The sequence below is a fragment of the Halobacteriovorax sp. RT-1-1 genome, from assembly GCF_047085455.1.
GTDB lineage: Bacteria > Bdellovibrionota > Bacteriovoracia > Bacteriovoracales > Bacteriovoracaceae > Halobacteriovorax_A.
The window spans coordinates 1,190,452-1,215,168 of record NZ_JBKIXZ010000001.1; the positions used below are offsets into that span (position 1 = coordinate 1,190,452).

Annotated in this window: 23 protein-coding genes; 7 read left to right on the forward strand and 16 right to left on the reverse strand. The window is 36.5% G+C overall.

The genetic code is table 11. From position 1 onward, the window contains the following. Nucleotide 1: 1 nt before the first annotated feature. The gene (locus tag ACMAWV_RS05955) at nucleotides 2–925 is read left to right on the forward strand and encodes an aldo/keto reductase (RefSeq protein WP_412469744.1); all 924 of its coding nucleotides are present in this window, start codon (nucleotides 2–4) and stop codon (nucleotides 923–925) included. After that, a complete protein-coding gene (locus ACMAWV_RS05960; protein ID WP_412469743.1) occupies nucleotides 915–1,736 on the forward strand; it encodes a glycosyltransferase family 2 protein in 822 nt (273 codons plus the stop codon). Before ACMAWV_RS05955 ends, ACMAWV_RS05960 begins: the two co-directional genes overlap by 11 nt. Here ACMAWV_RS05960 and ACMAWV_RS05965 read toward each other — a convergent pair. Further along, the gene (locus tag ACMAWV_RS05965) at nucleotides 1,721–2,842 is read right to left on the reverse strand and encodes a saccharopine dehydrogenase (RefSeq protein WP_412469742.1); all 1,122 of its coding nucleotides are present in this window, start codon (nucleotides 2,840–2,842) and stop codon (nucleotides 1,721–1,723) included. The genes ACMAWV_RS05960 and ACMAWV_RS05965 overlap by 16 nt on opposite strands. 171 nt (nucleotides 2,843–3,013) lie before the next feature. Here ACMAWV_RS05965 and ACMAWV_RS05970 point away from each other — a divergent pair, with 171 nt between their 5' ends. Next, entirely contained in the window at nucleotides 3,014–3,982 is a 969-nt protein-coding gene (locus tag ACMAWV_RS05970) for a hypothetical protein (protein ID WP_412469741.1), read from the forward strand. Here ACMAWV_RS05970 and ACMAWV_RS05975 read toward each other — a convergent pair. The 7 genes from ACMAWV_RS05975 to ACMAWV_RS06005 form a co-directional block, all read right to left on the reverse strand. After that, nucleotides 3,972–5,348 carry an HAD-IG family 5'-nucleotidase gene (locus ACMAWV_RS05975; protein WP_392991334.1) on the reverse strand — a complete coding sequence of 459 codons (1,377 nt, stop codon included), beginning with the start codon at nucleotides 5,346–5,348 and terminating at the stop codon, nucleotides 3,972–3,974. The two genes, ACMAWV_RS05970 and ACMAWV_RS05975, sit on opposite strands and share 11 nt — an antisense overlap. A 140-nt stretch (nucleotides 5,349–5,488) precedes the next feature. Continuing rightward, on the reverse strand, nucleotides 5,489–7,435 hold the full coding sequence (locus ACMAWV_RS05980) for a bifunctional 2',3'-cyclic-nucleotide 2'-phosphodiesterase/3'-nucleotidase (protein ID WP_412469740.1): 1,947 nt from the start codon (nucleotides 7,433–7,435) through the stop codon (nucleotides 5,489–5,491). A gap of 8 nt (nucleotides 7,436–7,443) precedes the next feature. Continuing rightward, nucleotides 7,444–7,860 (reverse strand): hypothetical protein, encoded by a 417-nt coding sequence (locus ACMAWV_RS05985; protein ID WP_412469739.1) that lies wholly within the window; start codon nucleotides 7,858–7,860, stop codon nucleotides 7,444–7,446. 10 nt (nucleotides 7,861–7,870) lie between these two features. Beyond that, complete coding sequence (locus tag ACMAWV_RS05990) at nucleotides 7,871–8,572, reverse strand: 5'-methylthioadenosine nucleosidase (protein ID WP_103216742.1); 702 nt, start codon at nucleotides 8,570–8,572, stop codon at nucleotides 7,871–7,873. Between the two features lie 66 nt (nucleotides 8,573–8,638). Then, a complete protein-coding gene (locus ACMAWV_RS05995) occupies nucleotides 8,639–9,400 on the reverse strand; it encodes a glutathione S-transferase C-terminal domain-containing protein (RefSeq protein WP_412469738.1) in 762 nt (253 codons plus the stop codon). A gap of 51 nt (nucleotides 9,401–9,451) precedes the next feature. Then, complete coding sequence (locus ACMAWV_RS06000) at nucleotides 9,452–11,770, reverse strand: fatty acid cis/trans isomerase (RefSeq protein WP_412469737.1); 2,319 nt, start codon at nucleotides 11,768–11,770, stop codon at nucleotides 9,452–9,454. 77 nt (nucleotides 11,771–11,847) lie between these two features. Then, the gene (locus ACMAWV_RS06005; protein WP_103216745.1) at nucleotides 11,848–12,750 is read right to left on the reverse strand and encodes a DMT family transporter; all 903 of its coding nucleotides are present in this window, start codon (nucleotides 12,748–12,750) and stop codon (nucleotides 11,848–11,850) included. Nucleotides 12,751–12,917: 167 nt separating this feature from the next. Here ACMAWV_RS06005 and ACMAWV_RS06010 point away from each other — a divergent pair, with 167 nt between their 5' ends. Next, nucleotides 12,918–13,283, forward strand: a complete 366-nt coding sequence (locus ACMAWV_RS06010; protein WP_158246778.1) for a c-type cytochrome — start codon at nucleotides 12,918–12,920, stop codon at nucleotides 13,281–13,283. A gap of 38 nt (nucleotides 13,284–13,321) precedes the next feature. Here the strand turns inward: ACMAWV_RS06010 and ACMAWV_RS06015 are convergent, their stop codons facing one another. The 5 genes from ACMAWV_RS06015 to ACMAWV_RS06035 form a co-directional block, all read right to left on the reverse strand. Beyond that, nucleotides 13,322–13,912 (reverse strand): hypothetical protein, encoded by a 591-nt coding sequence (locus ACMAWV_RS06015; RefSeq protein WP_146037762.1) that lies wholly within the window; start codon nucleotides 13,910–13,912, stop codon nucleotides 13,322–13,324. A 144-nt stretch (nucleotides 13,913–14,056) separates the two neighbouring features. Beyond that, the gene (locus ACMAWV_RS06020) at nucleotides 14,057–17,098 is read right to left on the reverse strand and encodes an efflux RND transporter permease subunit (protein WP_103216748.1); all 3,042 of its coding nucleotides are present in this window, start codon (nucleotides 17,096–17,098) and stop codon (nucleotides 14,057–14,059) included. Nucleotides 17,099–17,109: 11 nt separating this feature from the next. After that, nucleotides 17,110–17,778 (reverse strand): efflux RND transporter periplasmic adaptor subunit, encoded by a 669-nt coding sequence (locus ACMAWV_RS06025; RefSeq protein WP_103216749.1) that lies wholly within the window; start codon nucleotides 17,776–17,778, stop codon nucleotides 17,110–17,112. A gap of 2 nt (nucleotides 17,779–17,780) precedes the next feature. Further along, nucleotides 17,781–19,076, reverse strand: coding sequence for a TolC family protein (locus tag ACMAWV_RS06030; protein WP_412469736.1), 1,296 nt, complete (start codon nucleotides 19,074–19,076; stop codon nucleotides 17,781–17,783). 57 nt (nucleotides 19,077–19,133) lie between these two features. After that, on the reverse strand, nucleotides 19,134–19,586 hold the full coding sequence (locus tag ACMAWV_RS06035; protein ID WP_103216751.1) for a MarR family winged helix-turn-helix transcriptional regulator: 453 nt from the start codon (nucleotides 19,584–19,586) through the stop codon (nucleotides 19,134–19,136). Between the two features lie 108 nt (nucleotides 19,587–19,694). Between ACMAWV_RS06035 and ACMAWV_RS06040 the strand changes: the two genes are divergently transcribed. Then, nucleotides 19,695–20,216, forward strand: coding sequence for a TetR/AcrR family transcriptional regulator (locus ACMAWV_RS06040; RefSeq protein ID WP_103216752.1), 522 nt, complete (start codon nucleotides 19,695–19,697; stop codon nucleotides 20,214–20,216). A 1-nt stretch (nucleotide 20,217) separates the two neighbouring features. Here ACMAWV_RS06040 and ACMAWV_RS06045 read toward each other — a convergent pair whose 3' ends face one another. Continuing rightward, a complete protein-coding gene (locus tag ACMAWV_RS06045) occupies nucleotides 20,218–21,492 on the reverse strand; it encodes an acetyl-CoA hydrolase/transferase family protein (RefSeq protein ID WP_103216753.1) in 1,275 nt (424 codons plus the stop codon). Between the two features lie 113 nt (nucleotides 21,493–21,605). Between ACMAWV_RS06045 and ACMAWV_RS06050 the strand changes: the two genes are divergently transcribed. Beyond that, entirely contained in the window at nucleotides 21,606–22,934 is a 1,329-nt protein-coding gene (locus tag ACMAWV_RS06050; RefSeq protein ID WP_103216754.1) for an MATE family efflux transporter, read from the forward strand. Here the strand turns inward: ACMAWV_RS06050 and ACMAWV_RS06055 are convergent. Next, nucleotides 22,931–23,314, reverse strand: a complete 384-nt coding sequence (locus ACMAWV_RS06055) for a response regulator (protein ID WP_103216755.1) — start codon at nucleotides 23,312–23,314, stop codon at nucleotides 22,931–22,933. The two genes, ACMAWV_RS06050 and ACMAWV_RS06055, sit on opposite strands and share 4 nt — an antisense overlap. Before the next feature lie 264 nt (nucleotides 23,315–23,578). Between ACMAWV_RS06055 and ACMAWV_RS06060 the strand changes: the two genes are divergently transcribed. Continuing rightward, nucleotides 23,579–23,998 (forward strand): CBS domain-containing protein, encoded by a 420-nt coding sequence (locus ACMAWV_RS06060; RefSeq protein WP_103216756.1) that lies wholly within the window; start codon nucleotides 23,579–23,581, stop codon nucleotides 23,996–23,998. Here ACMAWV_RS06060 and ACMAWV_RS06065 read toward each other — a convergent pair. After that, the gene (locus ACMAWV_RS06065) at nucleotides 23,988–24,692 is read right to left on the reverse strand and encodes a hypothetical protein (RefSeq protein ID WP_412469735.1); all 705 of its coding nucleotides are present in this window, start codon (nucleotides 24,690–24,692) and stop codon (nucleotides 23,988–23,990) included. The genes ACMAWV_RS06060 and ACMAWV_RS06065 overlap by 11 nt on opposite strands. Nucleotides 24,693–24,717 lie beyond the last annotated feature (25 nt).

A 24,717-nucleotide genomic window follows, 5' to 3' on the forward strand; every position in this document is an offset into this window, starting at 1 on the left:
TATGAAAATATTAGATCAATTTGGACAATTTGCTTTTGGTGGCGCCAGTATCTCTGGAGAGGGCGCGGGTTATGGATTTGGTGATATTAGTAAAGAAGATTCGATTAGTCTTTTACAATACGCCTTTGATCGTGGAGTGAAGATCTTTGATACGGCACCGATTTATGGCTTTGGTGAGAGTGAGAAGAGAATTGGCGAAGCATTTAAAAATAATCGTGAAAAAGTTTTTATTGTTTCTAAGTCAGGTGTGACTTGGCACGAGAATAAACGAGTGGATATGACTAATGATCCAGTTGTCACTCAAAAAATGATTGAACAATCACTAAGAGATCTAAATTCAGATTATATTGATCTCTATATGGTTCACTGGCCTGATGAAAGAGTGGATATCAGAAAAACTCTTGAGGTTATTGCAAAGGCCAAGCATGAAGGAAAAGTTAAGCATATCGGACTTTGTAATACAACGGCCGAAGAGTTTAAATTAGCGTCACAAGTCGATCGAGTTGAGGTGATCCAATCACAATTTAACTTTTTTGAACAAGACGTTAAAAAAGATATTTTCCCAATCGTAAATGAAAATGACTTAAGTTTTATGAGCTGGGGAACTCTTGATAAAGGAATCCTAACTGGACGAGTGACGAAGGATCGAAAATTTGACAAAAGTGACTGCCGCTCATGGGCACCATGGTGGAAGGCCATGGATAAAGAAAGTCGCTATGATATTGTTGCAAGAATGCAACCTGCACTAGAAAAGCACGGACTTACTGGTTTAGACTTTGCAATTCACTTTAATCTTTCTCATGATGAACTAAGCACTGTTCTTTGTGGTGCTAGAGATCATGACCAATTAGATGGAGTCCTAAACTCTCTTGAGAAGAAAGTTACGAAAGAAGTACTAGAAGATATTATTAATAGTGTTAGTTAGTGTCGTCATTCCCACATACAATCGGGCCATGTTCTTGGCCCGTGCAATTGACTCTGTTTTAAGACAAAGTTTTCAAGATTTTGAATTAATTGTTATTGATGATGGTTCAGCTGATAATTCAAAGCAAACTGTTGAGTCCTACTCGGATTCTCGCATAAAATATTTTTTTCAAGAAAATAGAGGAGTTTCAGCTGCTCGAAATCTAGGTGTAAAAAAATCTTCAGGGAAATATATCGCATTTCTTGACTCTGATGATGAGTGGAAAGAAGACAAGCTTGAAAAACAATTAAGCTTACTAGATAGCTCAAAACATCGACTCTGCCATACAGGGGAGCTTTGGCTTAGAGATGGTGAAGTTGTAAAACAAAAAAAAGCTCATCAAAAAGTCGGAGGGGATATGTTTATTCGCTCTTTAAAAAATTGTGTCATTTCACCTTCAAGCGTTTTACTTGAAAGAACATTATTTGAAGAGATGAATGGTTTTAATGAAAGCTTTATTGTGTGCGAAGATTATGACCTATGGCTTAAGATAACTTCTTTGTATGAAATCGACTTCTTAGATGAGCCTCTGGTAATTAAGCATGCAGGTCATGATGATCAACTATCCTTCAAGTTCTTTGCAATGGATTACTGGAGAGTTAAGGCCATGGCCTGGGCCAAAGAAAATCGCCAGCTTTCAACTGAGAGAATTGAAGTGTTAACTCAGCTTTGTTTAAAAAAGTGCCAATACCTTATTAAGGGCTATGAAAAATACGAAAATTTTGAAAATTACGATGAAGTAAGAGCTATTGAAAATTACATCAATAGCTGAGGCTCTTCGACTAACTTTTTCTCTAGGCCTAGCTCAATCGTTTTTTGATAGAAAATCTCAAGTGCGTTTTCCCACGGAGAATCTTCAATATCGCCATTAAGTAAATTGATTAAATGAGGAAGTAATTGCTCCACATATTCTTCAGTACTTTCTCTTGGAAGAAGAGATGGAAGGTGATCAATTGCAGTAACTTCTAAAAGCTGATCTAACTCTTGAACTCTAAACGTTGGAATATCAATTGTCGTAATATCAGGATATATCGGAAGAGGGTTACAAGGACCTGTAGGATCACAACTAACATCAGAAATTACAGAAAGATTTCTTTCATTTTGTAGAATTTCTAAATTGAGAAATGGCTCGGCCGGTTTTTTATTTAAAGTACAATTGACTAGAATATCGTAATCGAGAATTTGCTTAATAGGTCTGGCCACTTGTGTATCGGCCCTTCCCCAACCAGTCATTTCAACACCAACAGCCTCAAGTAACTCTTTTGCTCCTCGGCCACAACGTCCACGGTTTCCAATGACAAGAACTCTCGGCCTTGAACCAAGCTCATCCAGCTCCTTTGATATCTCATTAATTAACTCATGCTGAGATGAATATGAGTTCAATGGGCCACAGTCATTAAAGTCTTTTCCTCTTTGTTGGCAAATCCAGTTCTTAAGTCCTAGGGCCGCTCCCACAAATCCTGCCCACTTCCCAAATGCTGCAATTCTTCTCCCTTTAGGGTCTGTTAGGTATTCAAGGTCATATAATTTTCCATCTCCTTGAATAAAACGATCAAGCATTTCTTTTGAACCTGTTTGATTTTTGTAAACATGAGCAAAGTGTATATGTCTGTGAGTTAATGGAAAAGTGTGAACATCTAATTCTTTTAAACCAAGGATAAAAGCATTTGCCGGTGCAAAGTTTATCCATGAATTTGTAGGCATCATCTTAAGGCCAAGTGCTTCGAATTCATCATCTTTAAAAATACGACTAGGTGAGCGTTCAATAATTACTTCATGACCAAGCTCCTTTAGCATTAGGGCAGCTTGGGGCGTAAGTGCACTACGCTCTTCAAATGGTTTTGTTTCATGGCGAAGCCAGATTGTCCTATTTGTCATGAAATTTAATCTCCCAAAAAAATCGTATACTTATAGCAAAGCTAATAGATTACTATAGCAAAGGGCCTTGTCACATTCTTAAATTTGTAAGATTTACAGGCCATTTTAATGTATAACTATATAATATTAGGATAATCAAGCAAGCTAAGTTTCGTTAATAAAGGAATGAATATGAAATACCATCCAGAAAAAAGTCGACTCTATTACATGGAAGACTCCCTTGGAAGTTATACTGACTATGGTATTGGCGTTCCTTTAAAAGACGAGAGAGTAACCAAAATCCTCGAAGAATTCAAAAATTCTCCATTTCTTGAAAGAAGAAAATCAACACATTTCTTTTTAAGTGACTTGGCCCTTGCCCATGATCGCGACTTTTGTGCTCGTACTAAACTTGATCCTATTGGACTTGTTCTTGAAGCTTATGAACTTATTAATGACGATGGAAGCTATCATCGTTACGAGCCTTCTGCTGCAGTAAAACCTTTAAGTGATTTTATTAATCGTGCTCTTTCTCATTGCGAAGGAACATACCTTGCTGCCTGTAATGCTCTAGAGTCGGGCTTTTCTTATCATTTAGGAGGAGGAATGCATCATGCAAAGAGTGATGGGCCAGGTGGCTTTTGTATGTTTAACGATATCGTTATCGCAATTAGAAAATTACAAAAGGAAAAAGGTCTTGGTAAGTGTCTCGTTGTAGATATGGATGCTCATAAAGGTGATGGAACTGCACAAATTGTTGCCAACGATGAGTCGATTGATTGTGTTTCAATTCATATGAAGGATGGTTGGCCACTTGATAATCCTGATAAAACTAACTCAAGTTATATTCCTAGCACTCTTGATATCCCAGTTACTCCCGATGATGACTATCTTGTAAAACTCAAAGAAGTAGGGGACTTTATCAAAGAAGATTACGATCTTTGTATTGTAGTTCAAGGTGCAGATGTTTATGAAAAAGACATTTTGGAAAGTGCTAAAGGAATTCAGCTAAGTTTAGAAGAATGTCTTGAAAGAGATAAGTATATGAATGAATTATTAGAGTCGAAAGGTATCCCCCAAGCATGGGTTATGGCCGGGGGATACGGTGATGAAGTTTACCGTGTCTTTCAACAATTTGTTCAATATAAATTTAAAGCATAGTTGAATCTTCGTGGGCCAAGATTCTTTTCTTTGGCCTAAAGTAAGTACGTGGAGTGTACTCTAGAAGATCTGTAATCTTTGCCATGTAGAAACATGCATACTTTTCAACTTGATCAGCAAAACGTGATTCCTCCAGTCCTGCTCTCATCATTTCTCCCCAGTGTGGGTTAAAGAATTGGCGATAAGCATCTAAGTGCAGAGAGATTTTTGAGTTGATCTTATCAATTTCGCTAAAGATCTTTCCAATATCTTCTTTATTATATTTTTCTGGATCTTCGTGCTTTAAAAGCTCTAGCTTATTTAGCTCATGTTCTAGCTTTTCTTTTTGTTCCATTTCAGCATCGATAAGAGCTTGTGTTGGTGTTGACTGTCTAATCGCTTCAATCTCTGCTTCAAGAGGATCTAGGATAAGAGCTGTTCTCCAGTTGAAAGTTTTCTTTAATGTAAGAACATCACCATAGATATGGTCACCAAGGTAAAGAATCTCTTCACCTTCAAGGCCTAGATCTTTTTGTAATTTTCCGGCCCATCCACCTTGGTACACCTTGTTTTGCTCTAGAGGACCTTCTGCATTTGTCATTAGTCCAGTATCCGTTTGAATTTCTAGAAACATATTGCTTACGTTAAAGAATCTTGGCTTACATGCAAGACAGATTGAAATATCAAATAGGTCTGTCCAGTTCTCATGCTCTTTTAAGAATGGATTAATCGTGTATTCCATAAGTCTTTTTGTCCAAGACCATTCACTATTTGTGATAAGAATTAACTTCTTTCCAAAGCGTTTAAACCTTTCTAGCAGTTTTGCCACTTCTGGGTCTTTGATAATAAAGTCTTCAAGATGCTCTTCGACATATCCTTTAAGAGAATTGTCAGAGTGAGCGATATCGATAACTTCTTTGATATCGTGAGATAGTGTTTCGTAATCAGGAAGTTTTAAGCCTTGGTCTTTTAGATCAACAAGGTTTGCAAACATTGCACCATTTGAAATTGAGAAGTTTGTATCTAGTGATTGATACTGTTCTGAGTTTAGGTCAATGATACTATTCCCATAGATTTCATTCTGATCATGAAAGTCCATTGGCTTTGTACCATGCTTTGCGATCTTTACTTTTCCGTAGCGGTTTGTTTGTAAAATATTTCCACGAAGACGATCGATAATTAAACCTTGAATAACTTGATTAAAATCGAATTTTAAATCTGTTACTTCTTTTGGATAATTTTTTACATCTACTAATTTTTGAAGCACGAGTTCGAAAACAAATTTTTCGAAAGCTTCTGTTTTATAGCGAACTAGAGTGTAGTCCATATCAAAACCAATGGCCTTGATCTTCTTCATATTTAATGTTCTATTGACGTATACTGACATATAAAATCCTTTTAAATCGTTTGAGAATATAATCCCCGGACCTTAGATTTTATCTAATCTTGATTTAAATGTCATATTATTAATACGTTAAGGCGTAAATTCAATAACTTACGCCTTGGTGATTTTTAAGAGCGGTGTGTCTATTTAAGAATGATATAGTATTTTGCAAAGCCTTCATCATCAAGGCCTTTAATACGGTTAAGCTTAAATTTTGACTTCTTCTTAATATACTTTGTCGCTTTATCTGATGGAGAAGTTTCAAAGTAAACCTTAAGTTTGTCTGCATTAGCTATTGGCTTGATCTTCCAGTTCTCATTTGGACGAGCATCGACAAAACCTTTTTCTTTCGTTTCTTTTCTAATGTAGTTGATTAGAACTTGGCGATTGCTATCTGGAGCACTAAAGACGACATTGGCTTTTACTGCACCTGGAAATTTACCACCGGTTGCACGAAAGCTATTTGTTGCAAGAATAAACTCTTGCTCATCAGTAACGGCCTTTCCTTGATACTTTAAGTTTTCAATTCTGAATGAATCCTTATTTAAAACCTTACAATTTTCATCGTAGTGTCTTCTCTTTGTGATATTGATCTCGTAAGTTAGACCGTCAATCATATCAAAGTTGTATGAACGAAAGCTTCCCCAGTTTAGAAGAGGTTGGTCCTTGCTGTAGTTTGGATCAATATGAGCAAACATCCCCGCAGAGCACTCTAGCCACAATTTAACTTCTTTTCCTGTGAGCTTTAGAGCGTAGAGCATATTAGGGTAGAGGTAGAGATCAGCTGCATTTCTCAATGTCAGATTTCCCTTTTCAACAGTTGTGTATCCATTTGGATCATTCTTTCTGCCACCTGTTTTAAAAGGTGCAACTGCAGATAATACTGGGAGCCCACTTAAATTAGCATCGCCTTGTATTGCTCTTTTCACATAATCAATTTGAGCGTTAGAGACAATCTGTGTTGCCGCATCATCTTGGATTAGTGAGAGGAAGCTATAAAATTCCTCCTTAGAGAAACCAACTTTTTCACCTGCGAGCTTAATTGTTCGTTGGTGATCATCTTCAATGATTTCTGCAAGTTCAAGATCAGGTTTTACACTTGAATCTGATTCTTTATCATAAATCGAGTAGACTGAGGATTGTCCATCAATCACATGCCACTTACTTCCATCAAAGTTTAATTTTAAATCAATGATTCCAACGTGTGATCCCCATTTCCCAGGCATAACGGCAGCGACTCCATTAATTGTTCCTTTCTTCGCATCAATACCTTGAATTCCTTCATATTCTTTTGAAGGAAATAGAGCATGAGTGTGACCAAAGGCAATGGCATCGATATAAGGAACGCGACTTAGGTAGTAAACTGAGTCCTCTGCATAAAGCTTGTATTCATCTGTACTAATTCCTGAATGTGGAATTGCGATGATGACATCAGCGCCTTCATTTTTCATTTTCGCCGTAAGCTCTTTTGCGACTTCAATAATATCGCGGGCCACGACTTTCCCTTCAAGATTATTCTTATCCCAGACCATAATCTGTGGCGGAACAAAACCAATGTATCCAATTTTGAGCTTATGTGGCAGACCTTTTGTGTCCTTAACTTTTTTCTCTAAAATTACATATTGCTTAAAGTAAGGCGATGCTGGCTTACCATTTTCGTCTTTGTAAACGTTAGCATTGATATAAGGAAATTTTGCATCTTTAAGAGAGGCATCTAGAAACTCTAGGCCGTAATTAAATTCATGATTTCCAATATTACCCACGTCATACTTTAGGTGATTCATGAGTTTAAAAGCAGGGTGAACTCCTTCTTTTCCGTGAGTGGCCACAAAGTCGGCCATAGGATTCCCCTGAAGGAGATCACCATTATCGATGAGCGTATAATTATCTGCTTGTGCGGCATACTTTTTAATAAGTGTAGCCGTTTTAACAAGTCCAAATCTTTTACTTTCTTCGTTCTTATAATAATCGTAGTCTTTGTAGTAACCGTGTAGGTCAGTGGTTTCAATTACACGAAGTTTAACTTGTGTTTGTTCCTTACAGCCTACAATTAGAAAAAGAGACAGTGAAAATAAAAAGATTTTTCTCATATATATTCCTAGTAATAACGTCCTGAAGAGTAAGTAGCATCAAACATACGAGCTTTACCGTAAACTTTTACGTTACCCTTAAGTCCTGCAAAGCCATAAATTTGAGCTTCGCCAAAAGCTTCAGCATTATCCCAAACTGACGCCTCATCATAAACTCTTGCATTCTCATACACGTGAGCATTACCCCAAACTTTAGCGTAGTCTGAAATAATTGCATTACCTGTGATTTTTGCAAATCCTGTTACTTGGGCCTTGTCACAAACTTGTGCATTCTCACCAATATAAACATTCTTTGAGACATAAGCTGTATCAGCAACGAATCCACCTTGTGTTCCATCATTGTTGATCCAATATTCACCTTCTTGTCCTGCACATGGTGCAGCTAAAGCTGGAAGGATAAAAAGCATAGCAGCTAGTAATTTCATAAATCACTCCTTAGATTTTTTCGATTAGCTCAATTAATTTCTTACCTAAATTATCCGATGCTAATCTCAAATTGGCAAAGAACTCTTCCTCTGTTGGATGCTCTCCGTCAACAATGTCAGTAACTGACTTTAAAAAGAGTGTTGGAATACTGAATTGATCAACTACCCAGGCAATAGCTCCAGCTTCCATATCTTTAAGAACTGCTTGATTTGTTTCAATTAACTTTTCATCTTCAGCACTCATATCAAGAGAGTTTCCTGTTGAAATAATTGCTGTCTTTAGGTTTAGAAGCTTTCCATATTCTTGAGCAATAGGATGTGCTGTCTTATAGATTCCGTAGTTTTCATATCCTGGAATAGGAATTCTGCGATCATGAAAAACTGTTGTGTCGGCCGTGTAGACGTCTCCAACTTCTGCACCACGCTTTCTAAAGCCACCGGCAGTTCCCGCGTTGATAATCATTTCTGCACCAAGTTCTCTGATCGCAAGAAGAGTAGAGACAACCGCAGGAGACGTTCCTACGTTTTGCACTTTATGGTGCTTACATTCACCACTTATAATAACTGAAATCTTATGCCCGTGATATTCACATTGATATAATTTCATTGGTAGATTTGGGTCTAATTTTTTGTCTTGATCTGTGATAGCTAGTTTCTCTAAAAGCGGTGCTGCTTCCGAGTCCATGGCCATGATGATGGCAATATTTTTCATAATGTCTCCATTTAAAATCTTTTATCTAAGTTTAATAGAAAAAGAGCATAATTTGAAATATTGCAGCTAACTTTCTAGATGGGTTGGGTAGATATTATCTTTTGAACGTGTTTGGGCGGCCACTCGTTGGAGCCACCTGATGATACGGTGGTACTTCTGCTTAATTAGATCTGCAGGAGGTAGTCCAGTAATGAGAATACGATTCAGATGGCAATAGAGTAATATATCGATATACTTGATATCGTTGCCAAAAATAAAATTCTTCGTTCCCAGTATTTCGTTAATATAAGTAATCTGTGATTCAAAATAATCAAGTGCACATGCTTGATCTTTATGAAAGATTTCATACTCTGAGATACGCTTTACTATAATTTCTTTTACTGACGAAATAACATCTTCTGGTGATTCATCTATATCTTGAACATACTTGGCCTGCTTAGCGAATTTTTTCTTCATAGCGCTAAGCCCTTTTGTATCTTTGTATGAGAAGTAAACGATACTTGCCCATAATGAATTTATACACCAATCTTGTAAGAGCTGGGCCTGCATTGCTTCTTCATTGTTTAAAAGAAAAAGCTCAGATTCTCCACGCAAGTCTTTGAAGTAGTTGATACAATTTCTAATGCCTAAGTATTTCTTATCGCCATCAATAATAGCAGGAAGACTGCTCATCTTAGCTGGCACTCCCTGAATTTGAGAGTTCACATGGACTGTTTTTAACTTAAAGTCGATATTTAGAAATGAAAAAATTCTATTTACAGTTGCACAGTACGGGGAGAAGGATTCGACTTCATCGTTTCCTGCCCAAGAAATTAATACTTTATCCATGGCATAACTGTCGGAGAGTTACTTTAAAAAATTAACTAAATTTTGATGTCTTTAGCGATTTTCCAATCGATTTAAATCATAAAGACCAAATTCAATAGGATTTGTTTTAAAGGCTATCTCATGAATTTTATCTAGTGTTGGCCAAAATCTTTTATCACTTCTTCTCACACCATACTTATCAAGAAGCCTGCTATGAGCTGCCTGTGAAGTAGTATTCTTAATTGCATTTACAAAATTCGGTAGTTGAGATTTTTTAAGTTTAAAAATAGTATTCGGATAACTCCCTACAGTTCCTTTTGTTACAGTGAAGTTATCTTCTTCAGTAATTCTCTGACTTCCTTCTTTTAAGAGGTGAGAGATATTGTAGTGAGCATTGTTGTGAATTAACGTATATGTTTCATTAGTATCCTCAATCAAGATAAAAGATACTTGTGAAAAGAGATTTACAGCAGTCTTCTTCATCTCTTCGTTATTCATTAAGCTTTTGAGATTATCATCTTTAACTTCAAACCTCTTATTTAAAGCAGGAGCTAGTCTATTTTTTAAAAGTTCAAATAGTTCACTTTTTGCGTCTCTAGTCTTATATGAAATTGCGGGCTCTTTCTTTATCCAAGCATAGCGTCCTACAATATGTTCTTTAACTCTATCAGAAGCTCTTTCGTACCATAGTTCTCTTTCTTCCAATCTTTGTTTTGAAGGTAGTAATGTTAGAAAGTTGAATTCACCTTCAAGTCTTAAAAAATCCATGTAAAGTCTAGTGTTGAGTTGATGAGATAAATTCCCATATACATCAAAGCCAGCAACCAGGAGGTAGTGAATTCTTTCTAAGAGTGGATAATCAATGACCCAAGCTGTTTTTGGATTTTGACCAACAAGTCCTTTCAAAACTGTCGCACTATCAAAATGTCTAAAAATAGTTAATGCTGCATTCTGATTGTTTCCATCGCCATTCCAAATAGAATTTAGATTTAGGATAGAGGAGTTTTGATCGATAAATTCTGACTTCTTTTTAAGATATTTTTCTTCTTCATTTTTATACTTGAACCATTGAACACCACCCACATTTGCAAACTGTGCAGGAAGACTCATGCGCTCTAGCTCATTTGTAAGTGGAAAATTATTGCGGTTTTTATAAAGCTTAGGGTTTACAAAGAAAGTCCAAAAGTGATCCTGAATTACATTAAGGGCAATTTGACCGCGGCAAACAGGACCTTTTATAAAGTTAGAAATCGTGTATTGAGACTCTTTAAGAAGAAACTCATAACGTGATTCAACAGGTAAATCTTTAAAAGTTAAAAATGGGTTTGCTGCTTCTAGGGCTCGGTAGCTAGGAAGTTCTTTTACCTGATACTTTGGTGTTATAAATAATTTCTTATACCAACTCATTCTCTCTTTATTAAAGAGGTAAGGCATATGCGTTTTATCGACAATTGTCTCTTTCTGTTTCACTAGTCGATAGTAGACTCTCTTAACCTTTGGATCATCAAATGGCCTTCGAGAGGCAATGACTTTGATTGGTTTTCCAGTTGGTGTTTTAGATCTTACTAATTTATAAAAATTCGTTTCATTTTTTTCACTAAAATATAGATTTGCTAGGTAAAGGTGCTCATAAAGGTAGCGCGCCATAAGTTGATGTTTTTTACTTTTCTTGTTTAAGAAAAGTTCCCAATCTTTTATTTTTTTTAGTTCTTCTCTTGAAAGGGGAGCTTCTTTGTTGAAGTTTGAGCCTTGGGCTATCCAAGTTGTAATTAGCTCACTCTCTTTATTTGTTAGTGCTGGAAGGCCATATGGCATACCTCCAAAAGGAGAAGACTTCGCGTAGTTTTCAAATTCGTCTTCTTTTGGACAAAAACGATCATTTTCTAGACTGAAGTCTAAGCTTGTCGGAAGAATCTTTGTCTCCGGAAGAGGCACAACCTCTTTTAACTTTATCATCTTCTCTATGACGTTTTTATTAAGATTTTTATGTGAAACTGAGAAAAAACCTTTTTCTCTCCACTGCTTAGTTGAGTTTGCATCGATATAAAGTCGGCTTGGCGAAGCAACGATTAAGCGCTCTCCCATATAGACCTTATCTTTAGAGGCACCTCTTTCAACGGCTTCTCGGGAAGTTAGTTTTAGTTGGCAAGGTGAATCGTAGCAACTGTGACAAACAACACAGCGATTATCAAATATTGGTTTAATATCTTTGTTGAAATCAACTTTCTTCTTCCCATTCCAATGGTTTGCTTGTTGTTGGGAGAAGACAACACTATTATTTTCAATCTCTTTAAGGGCCTTTTTAGTTGCCTCTTGGTGAATTTCTTTATCCTTTGGGACAAGGAGATCTGTCTCGTTATTATTTGAACAACTAATAAGAAAAATGCTCACTAGAGCAAGTAAAGAGATCACCTTCATTTAAACCATACCTAATTAAAATTATTTATGAAATGTTATAAAGATTGGCCTCAATTGTCATTTGATTTCGTTTTCTTTGGACGCGAAAGGTGAGTTCCTAGGTAAATACATGTTAAGAGAATTGCAGCTCCAATTATTTCAAGTGAAGAGAATGGCTCATTAAAAAGGAATATACTTAGAGTCTTAGCAATCACTGGTTGTAATAAAATAATAAGTCCTGAAACAGAAAGTGGGGCACTTTTAAGGCCATAGCTAATTAATGACCAGCCAATGACCTGACAAAGAATAGCAAGCCCAAATACAGAAGGCAGATGCTCAAGAGCTAGGCTTTTGTGGCCGTGCTCAAATTGAGCGGTAATAAAGAGAATCGCTCCAGTCACAAGAGAAGAGTAGGTGATAATCTCTAGTGCAGTGATTTTCGTCTTAAATGTCATAAGGGACGTTTTCTTAATTGAAGTTGTATAAAGTGAGTAGCACAACCCTGTTGTCAGACCAAAGAGTACTCCCCAAAAGAATTCCTCTGACTGATAGAATTGAACTTGGCCTTTTAGAATGAGAAATACTCCAAAGAAAGCAAAGAGAAATACTAGTAGCTTTTTGAGTGTTATTTTTTCTTTATAAAGGATAAGGCCAAAAACAAGTAAGTAGAAAACTTGGGTATTGCCTAAAATTGTAGACATGCCAGCACCAATTAAGTGAACTGATCGATGCCAAACAAATAAGTCCATAGCAAAGCAGAAACCTATGACGGCCGTCATAGTATAGAAGCGTTTGTCCTTGATATAATTTTTCTTAATAAGAAGTTGGTAAATAAGAAGAATTGAACCTGCAATTGAACAACGAAGAGCGCCAATCATGCTCGGAGAAAGGTCACCACTGAGATTTTTAACAAAAATAGGTGCTAATCCGATGCATATTGTTCCTAAAATTAGGCTTATGACACTTGTGTTCATTTTTACTCTCTTTTAAGTTTCTTTTGAGTTTCTTTAACTTGCCACTGTGTGCAAGAGAGTATAGCTCAACAAATGGCCCCAAGGGTATATTTTCTTTTAAATTTACTGACGATTTGACGATAATTGCATAAAGTATAGCTACGCTATAAATATAAAGGAGATATATTGTGAATTTATTCAAAATCACTGTTGTTGCCGCTCTACTAAGTGTAAGTGCTTACGCTGGAGATGCTGCTAAAGGTAAAGCAATTTACAAGAAAGTTAACTGTGCTCTTTGCCACAATGCTGATGGTATGGGGAAAGCTGCAGATGTTAGTAAAATTGCAATTGTTAAAGGTCCAAGAATTGCTGGTCTAGATGCTGCTTACGTTGCTGAGCAAGTTACTGCGATTCAATCAAAGAAGAGAAAAACTAAGAATACTTCTATGATGTGGACAAAGGTTCGTGGTCTTTCAGCTCAAGACATTAAAGATGTTGCGGCCTACGTAACGACTATGTCAAAAGATAAGTACAAAGGTATGAATCAAAAATAAGACAAATAGAAAGGGCCTCTTATGAGGCCCTTTTTTTATTATTTAATTTCAAAAAACACTCTAAAACCACCGTAATTCTGATCGTAAATTCCATTGAAGTCATTACCTGAAACTTCAATTAACCTTTTTAAACTGAAGTCTAGGCTAGTGATAACCTTTTCTCCATTTAAGTATTTCTCATACTTCTCTTTCGTTAAGAGGTCTTTAACGTTAAAGCTCGCAGTAATTTTAGAAAGGTCTTGGTTATCTATGATATCAACTTGTGAAAGTTTCTTATAAATACCATCTTGATAGAAAAGAATATTAGCACTCTTTGTTCTTACTTCCATTTCGATATTGCGAAATGTTTTATAAGTGAATAGATCAAAGATGTTCTTTTCTTTAAAGGCAAAGCTTTTATCTGTTTGACTACATTGGAGCATTTGAATGTTCAATGTCAGTTCAATATTATCTCCAATTTGCTTGGAACTATAATTTTTAACTTTATATGCTTGAAGCTTATTTCGATAGAGGTCCTTCTTCTCATTACAATTTGCCCTTGCACCGTCAGATACTTTAACGACACCCTGTGATGGCATAGCTTGGCAAATTCCTGAACATAGAACTGAGGTAAGGATTATTGATCTCATCTTTAATTCTCGCTTGTTGCTAAATAAAATAATGAACATTTATAGCACTTTTAAGGATGAGTTTGTTCAAGATGGGAAGATTTACAGGAGATGTCTTAAGTTTAGACGTAAAAAAGGCCTCTAATTAAGAGGCCTTTTTTCAAATTATGCATTTGATTTCAATAGCTTAGAGAGCCATTCTTTCACTCGATATAGCACTAAGTGAATCGTTGGAACGAGTGTGTATGTAAAGAAGATTGAACCTAGCATACCACCAATCAAAACCGCACCCATGGCCGACTTCATTTTGTCGATCATAAAGAGCTGTGGCATTGTACCAGCGATAATGGCAATAGAAGTCATTAGAATAGGCTTCAGTTTTTCCTCGGCCCCTAACCATAATGCTTCCTTAATCTCAACACCTTCATCAAGCTTTTGCTGAGTATATTCAATCATAAGAATGGCGTTGTTAACGGCAAGTCCTACAACCATTACAATGGCCATCATGGAACCAATATTAATCGTCTGCTCCGTGTAGAACATCATTAAAAAAGATCCTAGGAAAGATGTTAGAATCGCTGAACCAATTGACACTGGGAATACAAATGAGTTTAGGATCGCAACAAGTAGCATATAAGTTAAGATTACTGCTAGCATGAAGGCTTTTCCCATCTCTTGTTGAGATTCTTTCTGACTTTCTGCCTGGCCTGCAAACATGAACTTAGTCCCTTGTGGTAGCTCTGCCTTACTGAATTGCTGGCCCAGATCTCCCATGATGGCACCAACAACACCTTTTACAACAAAGGCTTTGATCTGAATGATTCTTTCTTTGTCACGTCTTTTAAGTGGCGAAGATGCTTCGACAACTTGAACCTTACCAAGGCTTGAGATTGGGATAAGTCCATCCTTTCCATGAATTAGAAATTTATCAAAGTCAGAGATATTTCTTTTAAATTCTGGCGCAAGAGTTACATTTATATCGTATTCTTCACCACCTTCTTTATAAACGGCATCATCATTACCATTTACAAGTGCACGGATTGTACCCCCAAGACGCGAGCTTGATAGGTTTTGACGAATTACTTTTTGAGGTTCAGAAATAAACTGAATCTCCATTTTTGGAATTCGGTAAGAGCTTTCAATTGAACTAAAGTATCCTGAGTCCTTCATGATCTTTTGCATTTTTTCTGATGCAATAATCATATTATCGAAATTATCTCCTGTGACGTTTATTGTAATATCACCATCATTACTAGCGTTTCGACTACCACCTGTTAGAGTAATTTCTGCTTCAGGAATATTAGATACCTTTGGAAGTAGATCATCCATGATTTCTTTATAGTCTCTTTTTCTCTTTGTTGCTGAAGTTAAGTTGACGGTAATACGTGATCTTTCTTCACCGTCATAACCAATATCTGAAAGAGTTGAAACAACCTCTGGGTACTTTCTTATAATCTCATCAACCTGTTGAGTGATCTGAGCTGTTTTTTCAATTGGTGAACCATCTGGCATAAGAATAAATGCCTTAAATTCATCACGGTCAGACTTTGGAAGGAACTCATTACCAACACGTTTTGCCGGATAAACAATTGTAAAGAAAAGCGCCATTAGGACAATAATTGAAGTAATAGGCCAATTCATAAATTTATCAAAGAACCAACGATACTGTTTTGTTGCCCAAGCAAGTAAGCGATCGACAAGACCTGCGAGCTTAGGGAAAGGTCCTTTTAAAGTATCAGGGTCTTTTAGAAGTAAGGCACAAAGCATTGGTGTTAACGTAACAGATGCTAGGATCGAGAAGATCGTTGCAAATACAACAGTCATACCAAATTGAAGCATGAACTTACCAACGACACCACCCATGAAGGCCAGTGGAGTAAATACAACTAGGTTTGTTCCTGAAGAGGCCATTACAGCAAGTAATACTTCTTTCGTCCCATCAATGGCTGCCGACTGAGAGTCTTTTCCCATTTTTAGATGCTTGTAAACGTTTTCGATAATGATAAGAGCGTTTGCAATGAGGGTACCTAGACATGTACCGAATGCAAGAAGTGTCATAACGTTAATTGAAAACGATGACATATCCATAAGGAAAAGTGTTGAGATAATTGAAGTCGGAATTACGATACTCGCAATAAGGGCACCACGCCAGTCTCCCAGGAATGTTAAAAGAATCGCAATTGTTAAACCAATACCAATGAAGATCGAGTTAATTGTACCTTTTGTATCATCTAGTGTAATTCGAGTTGTATCAACGACTAGTTCAAGTTGCATCCCATCAGGTAGCTCACTTTGTACTTTCTCAAGAGAGCTTTTTAAGTTCTCAACGATCTTAATAGCATCACCATCAGAAAGCTTAAGTACTGATAGACCGACTACTTCCTTTTCATTGAAGCGTGCCATCGTTTCAACTTCTTTAAAGCTATCTGAAACATTTCCAATTTCTTGAAGCTTAAAAACTTGTCCCTCTCGGGAAACAACTTCTAGATTTCTGATCTCGTCAACGTTGGCAAACTCCCCAACGAAGCGAACACTAATCTTAGAGTCTGTCGTATTTATTGATCCACCTGGGATATTTAGGTTCTTTCTAGAGATGGCCGCAAGAACATCCTCAATTGACAGATAATTTTGAATAAGAAGGTTATTATCTAACTCAATATTGATCTCTCTTTCTCGTCCACCAAAAATGTCAACAGAGGCAACACCATTGATAGATGATAGGCGAGACTTAAGTTTTTTATCAGCATACTCATATACTTGAGTAAGGTCATGCTTTGTACTTGAAAGAGCAAGAGTTGCAATTGGCTGAATTAATGGGTCAAACTTTGCAATGATTGGACGATCTGCTCCATCTGGAAAATCGTTTAAGATTGCTTCAACCTTATCTTTTACTTCAATTGATTTGATATTAGCGTCTGCTTCAATATCAAACTCAATGATAACAATACCAAAACTGTCACGTGCATCTGATTTGATTTTCTTAATTTGAGAGACTTCTGAAATTTCGTCCTCAATCTTCTTTAAGATTTGTGATTCGATTTCTTCAGGTGATGCACCAGCATAGACCGTCTGTACTGTAATAAGTGGAAGCTCAACCTTAGGTGTCGGTTCAATAATTAAGTTACCAATTGAAACCAGTCCCATTACCATAAAGATGGCAATAAAGATGATTGTTGTGGCAGGGCGTTTAACAAATATTTCGATCATCTTCTAACTCCTTAATCCTGATCCACTAGTGCTTTGATGATATTTACTTTTTCGCCATCATTAAGATAACGTTGATCACTTAGCACAATAGTGTCTCCTTCAGTTAGTCCGCTTTTCACAACATAGAAGTCTTCGTTACTATCACTTACTTCAATATTGCGTTTTGTAACGATATTCTTATCATTAACGATGAATACGTTATGCGAACCACCTCTTTCTGAAACAGCTTCTCTTTTAATCGTTAAAGCATTTTCTAATTTGTGTGTTTCGATATTCATAATATAGAGATTTGTTGGAATCTTTTTATTTGCAAAAGATACAACGATTTTATGCAGGCCCGAAAGATAATCAGCTTTGGCATCAACCGAAACTACATTTCCGTATACTTTCTTATCTTTTACGCGAATACTAACAAGTGCTCCTGGCTTTATTAGATTTGCCACTTTTGGTGCAACTGATGCATGAATTCTTGGGCCAATATTACTACCTGTTACAATGACAAAGTTTGAGAAGGCCCTTCTCGTAACCTTTGTTGTATTAACTGGAGTTCCTGAAACAGCACGAATTGTATACATAGTCGCAGTTTCTTTACCTTTCTTTCTTTGTAGGTCTAAATCTTTAACAAATAAGCTACCTGCGTAAACAAGACCAACTATTAAAACGAAGATTATTTGCTTCATAATTATTTATCTCCCTTTCCTGTACTCGTAAGAAGACGATCCATCTCAGCACGAGTTACCTTTAGTTGTAATTTCGTTTGAGCAAGATTTAGACGGTGTTGAGTAAGTTGAATTTCACTATCATTGAGCTGAAGTTGTGATACTCCACCAGACTTAAAAGAGCTAAGAGCTACTTTATAAGATGAAGAGGCTAGTTTTACAGCTTCAGCTTCCGCATCAAATCTTTCTTGAAGGCCTTCGTAGTCTTGTTCAAGTTTTAAGTATTGAGTTCTAATTTCTCTTCTTAGTTGATTAAACTTCAAGCGCGCGATATTCGCATCACTTCTTTTTATAGCTACTTCTGAGTTCTTACTTCCTCCAAGATCCCAGTCAAACGTAAACTGTAAACCAAATGAAATATCATTTTGGTTATGTGAGATATCTCCTGAGAATGGTTTATCAACACGATAAGTAAGAGGAGAGTAGGCAACAAATAATCCAAGGTCGGGAAGACGTTGGCTCTTGGCAAGCTCAACAGAGAAGTCTGATAGTTGAATGCTTTCTTTAAGAATCTTTACATCAACTGTTTCATCAAGCTTTTGTAAGTTTGAGGGTATCGTTGCAATTTTATCTTTAGCATTAAAGTTATCAGCAACTACCTTTACGTCATCTTCTGGTTGTAGGGCCAGAAAGTTTTTGATGTCTAAGATTGCATTTTTAAGGTTTTTCTTTGCAATAATCCAATTTGGTTTTCTACTGGCAAGGTCAGCTTGCATTTTGATATTATCATTTCGTGAGATACGTCCGTAAGAAACACGTTCTTCAAGCGCATTTTTATTTTTAACAGCATTTTTATATGAGTCTTCAGTTATTCGTACAAGCTCTTGGTTGAATAAAACTCTGTAGTATAATTGTCTTGCAGCATTCTCAACTTCAGCCTTTGTTACAACTGTTCTCAACTTTCCGATCTTATTTGCAGATTCTGCAATATCGACACCACTAGAGATCTTTCCAAAAGTGTATAAAGGTTGTGTGAGCTGAACTCTTGCATTGTGATTCCAATCATAACCGTGAGGCATGATATTACCTTTACCATCATTTTTCGTTAAGCCTGCAGATATTGAAAGGACTGGAAATAGATTAGATGTTGCACTACTTAGTGTTTCCTTGGCCTGTTCTAATTCTTGTCTTGCAATACCAACATTTTCATTTCTTTTGACTGCAAGTTCAACTACTGATTGTTCGTTTAAACTGTATTGAGCAGCGCTTACGCTACTAGCAAGTCCAAACAAGACAATATAAGTCTTGATCCTTCTCATGAGTGTGGTTCTCCTGTATATTCTGTCTCTTTAGATTCTCTTTAAGATTTTTTTATTTTATCTTTTTGACTGATAAAACTCTTCAATCATTCCCAACTGACATAAAAGTTTACTTTTCTCATCTTGAGAAAATCTTGAAACTAGTTCATGGCCCATGCTGAAGTAGCGAGGAAGTACTTTATTGATTAATTCAAGGCCCTCTTCAGTAAGTGTAATTTTCTTTGACCTAGTATCGTTTTCGTCAATGGCCTTCTTGACTAGATTGGCCGCTTCAAGTCTTTTAACGATTCCCGTGATATTGGCCTTCGATACTAGAAGCTCTTCTGCTAACTCTGTAGTCGTAACTGATTCTTGATCTGTTAAGTGTAGGATGACAAGGACATCAAATTGAGGCTTTGTAAGTTTAAAATGCGAAACTTCTTCAGAGATCATTTTATCGAGGATTCGAGTTGTGCGAATCATGCGTCCGATAATACTTTCCTGTACATATTCACTCTTTATTATTGACATTGTTACTCCAAATTTGTTAATGTGTTAACTATATAGTTAACATGTTAACTAAATTGAATCAAGAATTTTATTCAAATTGACGGTAAGTTAACAAAAGGTAGTAGCTAGATGAATAAGACTAAACAGAATTTGATTGATGTTGCGATTCCTTTAATGGCAAAAAATGGTGTCTACGGCGTAAGCTTAAGAGATATAGCAAAGAAGGCCGAGATTAATGTCTCTTCAGTTCTTTATCATTTTGGTTCAAAAGAAGAATTTATTACGACATGTGGTGAACACTGTATCAACTTACTCGCTGAGCAGATTAAAGAAATTTCAAAACATACCTTTGATACTGTTGATGAGCTAAACCAAGTGATCAATCAAGGTGTTGAACAGGGTAAGGAAGCTATCGCAATTTGTGTCATGCTTCTTGTTATCGACTCACCTGGCTTTAGAGAAATTTATGAAAATTATGTCTCGGATGCATATGTATCTGTTCATGGACAAGAGAATCCATTCTTATTAAATCTTAGATCATTTATTTCTTATATGATCTTTAAGAGAGTTGATCTAAAAGTAGCAAAAGAAAAATATGAGGGGAGTGGTATGGTAGAATTATTATGCCAATCCCCAGTGAGTGCACTGTAGATTATTTTCTACAGTGCGTTTCATGCCACATCTTTTCAAGATTCTCACGATCATCAGGATGAGCAATTCTAATCAACTCTTGTGCTCTTTGATTAAGACTCTTTCCGTATAAATCAGCAATACCATACTCTGTAACAACATAGTGCATATGTGATCGAGTTGTTACGACACCTGCTCCTGACCTTAATGTTGGAACGATCTTGGGGTAACCTTTAGCACTTCGTGAGTTGATAACAATAATAGGCTTACCCCCTTCAGAAAGTGAGGCGCCTCTCATAAAGTCCATCTGGCCACCAACTCCAGAGATAATACGATGGCCGATTGAGTCTGCACAGACCTGTCCTGTAAGATCAATCTCAACGGCACTATTGATCGCACATACTTTTGGGTTTCTTCTAATGATACTTGGGTTATTTACATAGTCCGCTTCAAGTTGAATAACGCTTGGGTTGTCATTGATAAAATCATGTACATCTTTGCCTCCAACAATAAAGGCACTAACTGTTTTTCCACGGTGAACATTTTTGCATGAATTATTTACGGCGCCACTTTTAATTAAATCAAGAGCCCCGTTTGACCACATCTCTGTATGAATCCCTAGGTTCTTGTGATTCTTTAAACTAGCCAGAACTGCATCAGGAATTGATCCAATTCCCATTTGAAGAGTTGAGCCATCTTCAATAAGAGATGAAGTGAGCTGTCCTATCTTTAAATCCTCTTCACTCAAGCAAACTTCTTGATGGCCGACAATTTCGTGATCAATTTCAATCGCATAATCAATATCATTAATATGAATAAAGCCATCACCATGAACACGAGGCATATGTGGATTAATTTGAGCAATAACAACTTTTGCACTACTTACTGCAGCCTTTGCAACATCAACAGATGTACCTAGAGTGCAGTGCCCATGTTGATCTGGAGGACTGACGTGAATAAGTGCAAAGTCTAGAGGAATTCTACCGCTTCGAAATAAGTTTGGAATTTCAGATAGAAAGCATGGAAGATAATCAACTCTTTGGTAGTCGATATGTTTTCTCACATTTCCGCCAACAAAGAGATTGAGAATTTTAAAGTTTTCACAATATTCTTCATTTGCATATTTCGCATCACCGTGAGTATGTAGGTGAGTAAGTGTGACATCTTTTAATTTATGAGCATTTTCAAGTAACCCGTCAATTAGGGCCTGTGGCGTAGAATCACCACCATGAATAAAAATATTTGAATTAGAATATACTATCGATAAAGCTTCCGCTGCATTTGAAACAATTTTCACAAGCACTCCTTTGTGTTCATATTTTACGAAGATTTGGCCGAGATTTAAAGTATATTTGGTTACAATTTTTATATGCCATCTATTAAAAAATTAAGGTATAACCTCTAACTATTATGGTAGTTGCAACAACGAGTAAGAGACTCAAAGAACTTATTTATTTTACTATTCCACTTGTTATTGGCCAGGTTGGGCAGATGCTTTTTAACGTCGGTGATATTTTTGTTGCCGGACGCTATTCAACATCAGCAGTAGCATCTATTGGTGTTGCAGCAGGTATGTTATCTCCTTTTATAATGATTGGGATCTCAACGTTATTTTCTGTCAGTGCAGTTACGGCAAGAATGCGTGGAGCTGATACGAATCCACACGAGAATGGCGTATGGGGAAGTGGAATGACTTTAGCACTTCTTTTAGGAAGTGTTATTTGTACGGCCCTTTATATCTTTACTTACTTTGTTGACTATATCGGTTTAAATAAAGAGATCGTACCTCTTGTTAAGACTTATCTTTATTGGGTAAATATCTCGATTATTCCTGCACTTATTTTTCAAATGATTAAGGAATATCTTCAAGCTTTTGATAAAACAATTTTTGCCAATGCTCTTATCATTTTTATGAATGTCGTTAACCTCATTATGAACTACTGTTTAATGTTTGGGATTGGACCTATTCCTGAAATGGGAATAAAAGGTGCGGCAATTGCAACTGTTGTAACTCGCTTTATTCTAGCTTTAATTATTTATGTTTATGCTTATCGAGTACTTCCAATTGAAACGCATTTTAGTAAGAAGTCTTTTAAGGAATTGATAAAACTTGGAATACCAGTTGGTCTTGGAACTTTTATTGAAGTATTAATGTTCTCAACTGTTACTGTCTTAGTTGGACGCATGAGTCTTGTTGCATCAGCGTCTCACAACATTGTTCTAACAATTGCGGGACTAACTTTTATGGTTCCTCTTGCCATCAATGGCGCGGCAGGGGTTAAGGTCGGCTACGCTCTTGGTAGAAAAGATATGGAGATGATTAAGAATTATGCCTATGGGTGTATCTTTATGGCCGTATCTTATATGGTCATAACGGCAATATGCTATTTCTTCTTTCATGAATTCTTAATGGGACTCTTCACGACTGATCAGGCCGTTGTTCTTTATGGATCAGGACTATTCTTATATGTTGCTTTATTTCAAATACCTGATGGACTACAAGTCGCAATGTGGGGAGTCTTAAGAGGGCTTGGTATGAGTAAGCAACCAATGCTCTATTCGTTTTGTGGTTATTGGCTAATTGCAATTCCTGTTGGAATTTATTTAAGCTATCAACACGGAATGGAAGCAGCTGGTTTATGGGCGGGACTTGCAATAGGACTTACTATCGTTTCAATGATTCTCTCGCTTTTATTTAAAAAGAGAATTGGTGAACTTTCTAAGGAATGGGGCGTTTAGGATTCTGATTGCTGCTTTAGTTTTTCTTCAATATAGAGAATGACTTTGTCGAAGTCGAATGGCTTCGTCATAAGATCAACAGCACCTAGCTCCTTTGCTCTTTGTGCATTTAATTCGTCAATGAAGCCTGTAATAATTAAAACTGGAGGTGTAGGAGCATTAAGCTTTCCAATTTCTTCCAAAAGTTTTAGGCCATCCATTTTTGGCATTTTTAGATCAGTGATGACAAAGTCGACAGGATTATGTTTTGCATAGTCTAAGGCCAACTCACCATTTTTGACACCTATGGTTTCATAACCAAATGACTCAAAGGTTTCCACGTAGATATCATTTAATGTCGGTTCATCTTCGGCGACCAAGACCCTCTTCTTAGCTAACATATAAAAATTGTATTTAATCTTTCTACCTAAGGCAAACGTATAAATAAAAACTGTGTTTTAAATCACATAATACAGTTATTCTAGATAGTTACGTGAGTTAACCAAGGGCCAATTTTTTTGATTTTAACGCCCATTTTTTGCCAAAATTGACGAGAACTCTCTTGAGGTTAAGGCAAAAATTAAGATTTTTTTTCGTAAAAACTGACACTTGTCAGTTACCAATTAGTCCATTGTGCTAATCTAAATTTAATTTAGGAGGCATGTATGAAGCATATATCAGTCGAAGAATTTACTACTCCCGCAGTTCACGTTGTTGATCAAAATGCCAGTATCGATATCGCTTTTAAGATTATGAAAGATAATGGAATTAGGCATCTTCCTGTAAGTGACGGGAATCAAATTGTGGGAATCATTTCAGAAAGAGATGTTATGTCAATTTATGGAAAGAGCTGGTGTGATGGAGTTTTAGTTAAAGACTTCATGAATGAATCTGTTCTTGCTGTTAACAAGGACGATAGCTTAGGTGAAGTAGCTTATCAGCTATCAAGTAATAAAGTTGGCTCAGCAATTGTACTTAATAATAGAAATCGTGTGTACGGTATTTTTACTGTTACAGATGCACTAAATGCTTTAGTCGAAGTTTTTGTCGATGACGCTTATAAGAGAAGTGATCTTAGAAATTAATTTCATCCTTCTTGAAGAGAACCGGACATACCGGTGACTCTGAAGCTAAGTGTAGTGGGAGTGGAAAGCCTGAAAAGAAGTACTTTCCAGCAGGCACGTCGTCTAGTTTTAAATTTTCAAAAATGGCAGCTTGCTTAAAAAGTGTATTATGAATCGGCCTATTTCTGCTCCCTGGACAAAAGTCAGAAGACTTCCAAGAAGTACCATACATATCAAAGTTAGGGTTTTGTAATAAGTAGTCAGCACTTTCTTGTGAAAGTGTTAAGACATAATTAGGGTCGTGCAGTTGTGATTTGTTTATTGGCATTTCTTCGACTGACAAAATCAACTTGCATGGAATCTCATCTCCAAGCTCGGACTTAAGCTCACTTAGTGAGACTTCCCAATGGTAAATACCATCAAGGCCTTCTACAGGTTTCCAGTTTTTTCCTTTTAGTTTTACGACAACTACTGGCCCAAAAAATGAATTTATTTGCTTCTTAAAATAGTCATCGACGCTCATCCCATTTTTCATAGTGTGAGATTGTGCTTCCATATGAGTGAGACTATGTGGTTTTAAAGTATGAGCATCATAATTTACTGGAGGACCTTTTGGATCATTTATCGAGTAAATATTCTCTCGCTTATAGCCTTGACCTTCAAACCACATTCCAGGCATTGATTCTGTAATAATTGGACTTAGGATATAAGGCATTTTAACTCCAGTGTTTATTGAGTTA

What these genes read in the sequence shown, in the direction of transcription:
- ACMAWV_RS06055 (WP_103216755.1), bottom strand. Translation starts at nt 23,314, where the DNA reads ATGTTAGCTAAGAAGAGGGTCTTGGTCGCCGAAGATGAACCGACATTA.
- ACMAWV_RS06015 (WP_146037762.1), bottom strand. Translation starts at nt 13,912, where the DNA reads ATGAGATCAATAATCCTTACCTCAGTTCTATGTTCAGGAATTTGCCAA.
- ACMAWV_RS05985 (WP_412469739.1), bottom strand. Translation starts at nt 7,860, where the DNA reads ATGAAATTACTAGCTGCTATGCTTTTTATCCTTCCAGCTTTAGCTGCA.
- ACMAWV_RS05975 (WP_392991334.1), bottom strand. Translation starts at nt 5,348, where the DNA reads ATGTCAGTATACGTCAATAGAACATTAAATATGAAGAAGATCAAGGCC.
- ACMAWV_RS05955 (WP_412469744.1), top strand. Translation starts at nt 2, where the DNA reads ATGAAAATATTAGATCAATTTGGACAATTTGCTTTTGGTGGCGCCAGT.
- ACMAWV_RS05965 (WP_412469742.1), bottom strand. Translation starts at nt 2,842, where the DNA reads ATGACAAATAGGACAATCTGGCTTCGCCATGAAACAAAACCATTTGAA.
- ACMAWV_RS06020 (WP_103216748.1), bottom strand. Translation starts at nt 17,098, where the DNA reads ATGATCGAAATATTTGTTAAACGCCCTGCCACAACAATCATCTTTATT.
- ACMAWV_RS05970 (WP_412469741.1), top strand. Translation starts at nt 3,014, where the DNA reads ATGAAATACCATCCAGAAAAAAGTCGACTCTATTACATGGAAGACTCC.
- ACMAWV_RS06065 (WP_412469735.1), bottom strand. Translation starts at nt 24,692, where the DNA reads ATGCCTTATATCCTAAGTCCAATTATTACAGAATCAATGCCTGGAATG.
- ACMAWV_RS06005 (WP_103216745.1), bottom strand. Translation starts at nt 12,750, where the DNA reads ATGAACACAAGTGTCATAAGCCTAATTTTAGGAACAATATGCATCGGA.
- ACMAWV_RS06035 (WP_103216751.1), bottom strand. Translation starts at nt 19,586, where the DNA reads ATGTCAATAATAAAGAGTGAATATGTACAGGAAAGTATTATCGGACGC.
- ACMAWV_RS06040 (WP_103216752.1), top strand. Translation starts at nt 19,695, where the DNA reads ATGAATAAGACTAAACAGAATTTGATTGATGTTGCGATTCCTTTAATG.
- ACMAWV_RS05990 (WP_103216742.1), bottom strand. Translation starts at nt 8,572, where the DNA reads ATGAAAAATATTGCCATCATCATGGCCATGGACTCGGAAGCAGCACCG.
- ACMAWV_RS06050 (WP_103216754.1), top strand. Translation starts at nt 21,606, where the DNA reads ATGGTAGTTGCAACAACGAGTAAGAGACTCAAAGAACTTATTTATTTT.
- ACMAWV_RS06060 (WP_103216756.1), top strand. Translation starts at nt 23,579, where the DNA reads ATGAAGCATATATCAGTCGAAGAATTTACTACTCCCGCAGTTCACGTT.
- ACMAWV_RS06025 (WP_103216749.1), bottom strand. Translation starts at nt 17,778, where the DNA reads ATGAAGCAAATAATCTTCGTTTTAATAGTTGGTCTTGTTTACGCAGGT.
- ACMAWV_RS05995 (WP_412469738.1), bottom strand. Translation starts at nt 9,400, where the DNA reads ATGGATAAAGTATTAATTTCTTGGGCAGGAAACGATGAAGTCGAATCC.
- ACMAWV_RS06030 (WP_412469736.1), bottom strand. Translation starts at nt 19,076, where the DNA reads ATGAGAAGGATCAAGACTTATATTGTCTTGTTTGGACTTGCTAGTAGC.
- ACMAWV_RS05980 (WP_412469740.1), bottom strand. Translation starts at nt 7,435, where the DNA reads ATGAGAAAAATCTTTTTATTTTCACTGTCTCTTTTTCTAATTGTAGGC.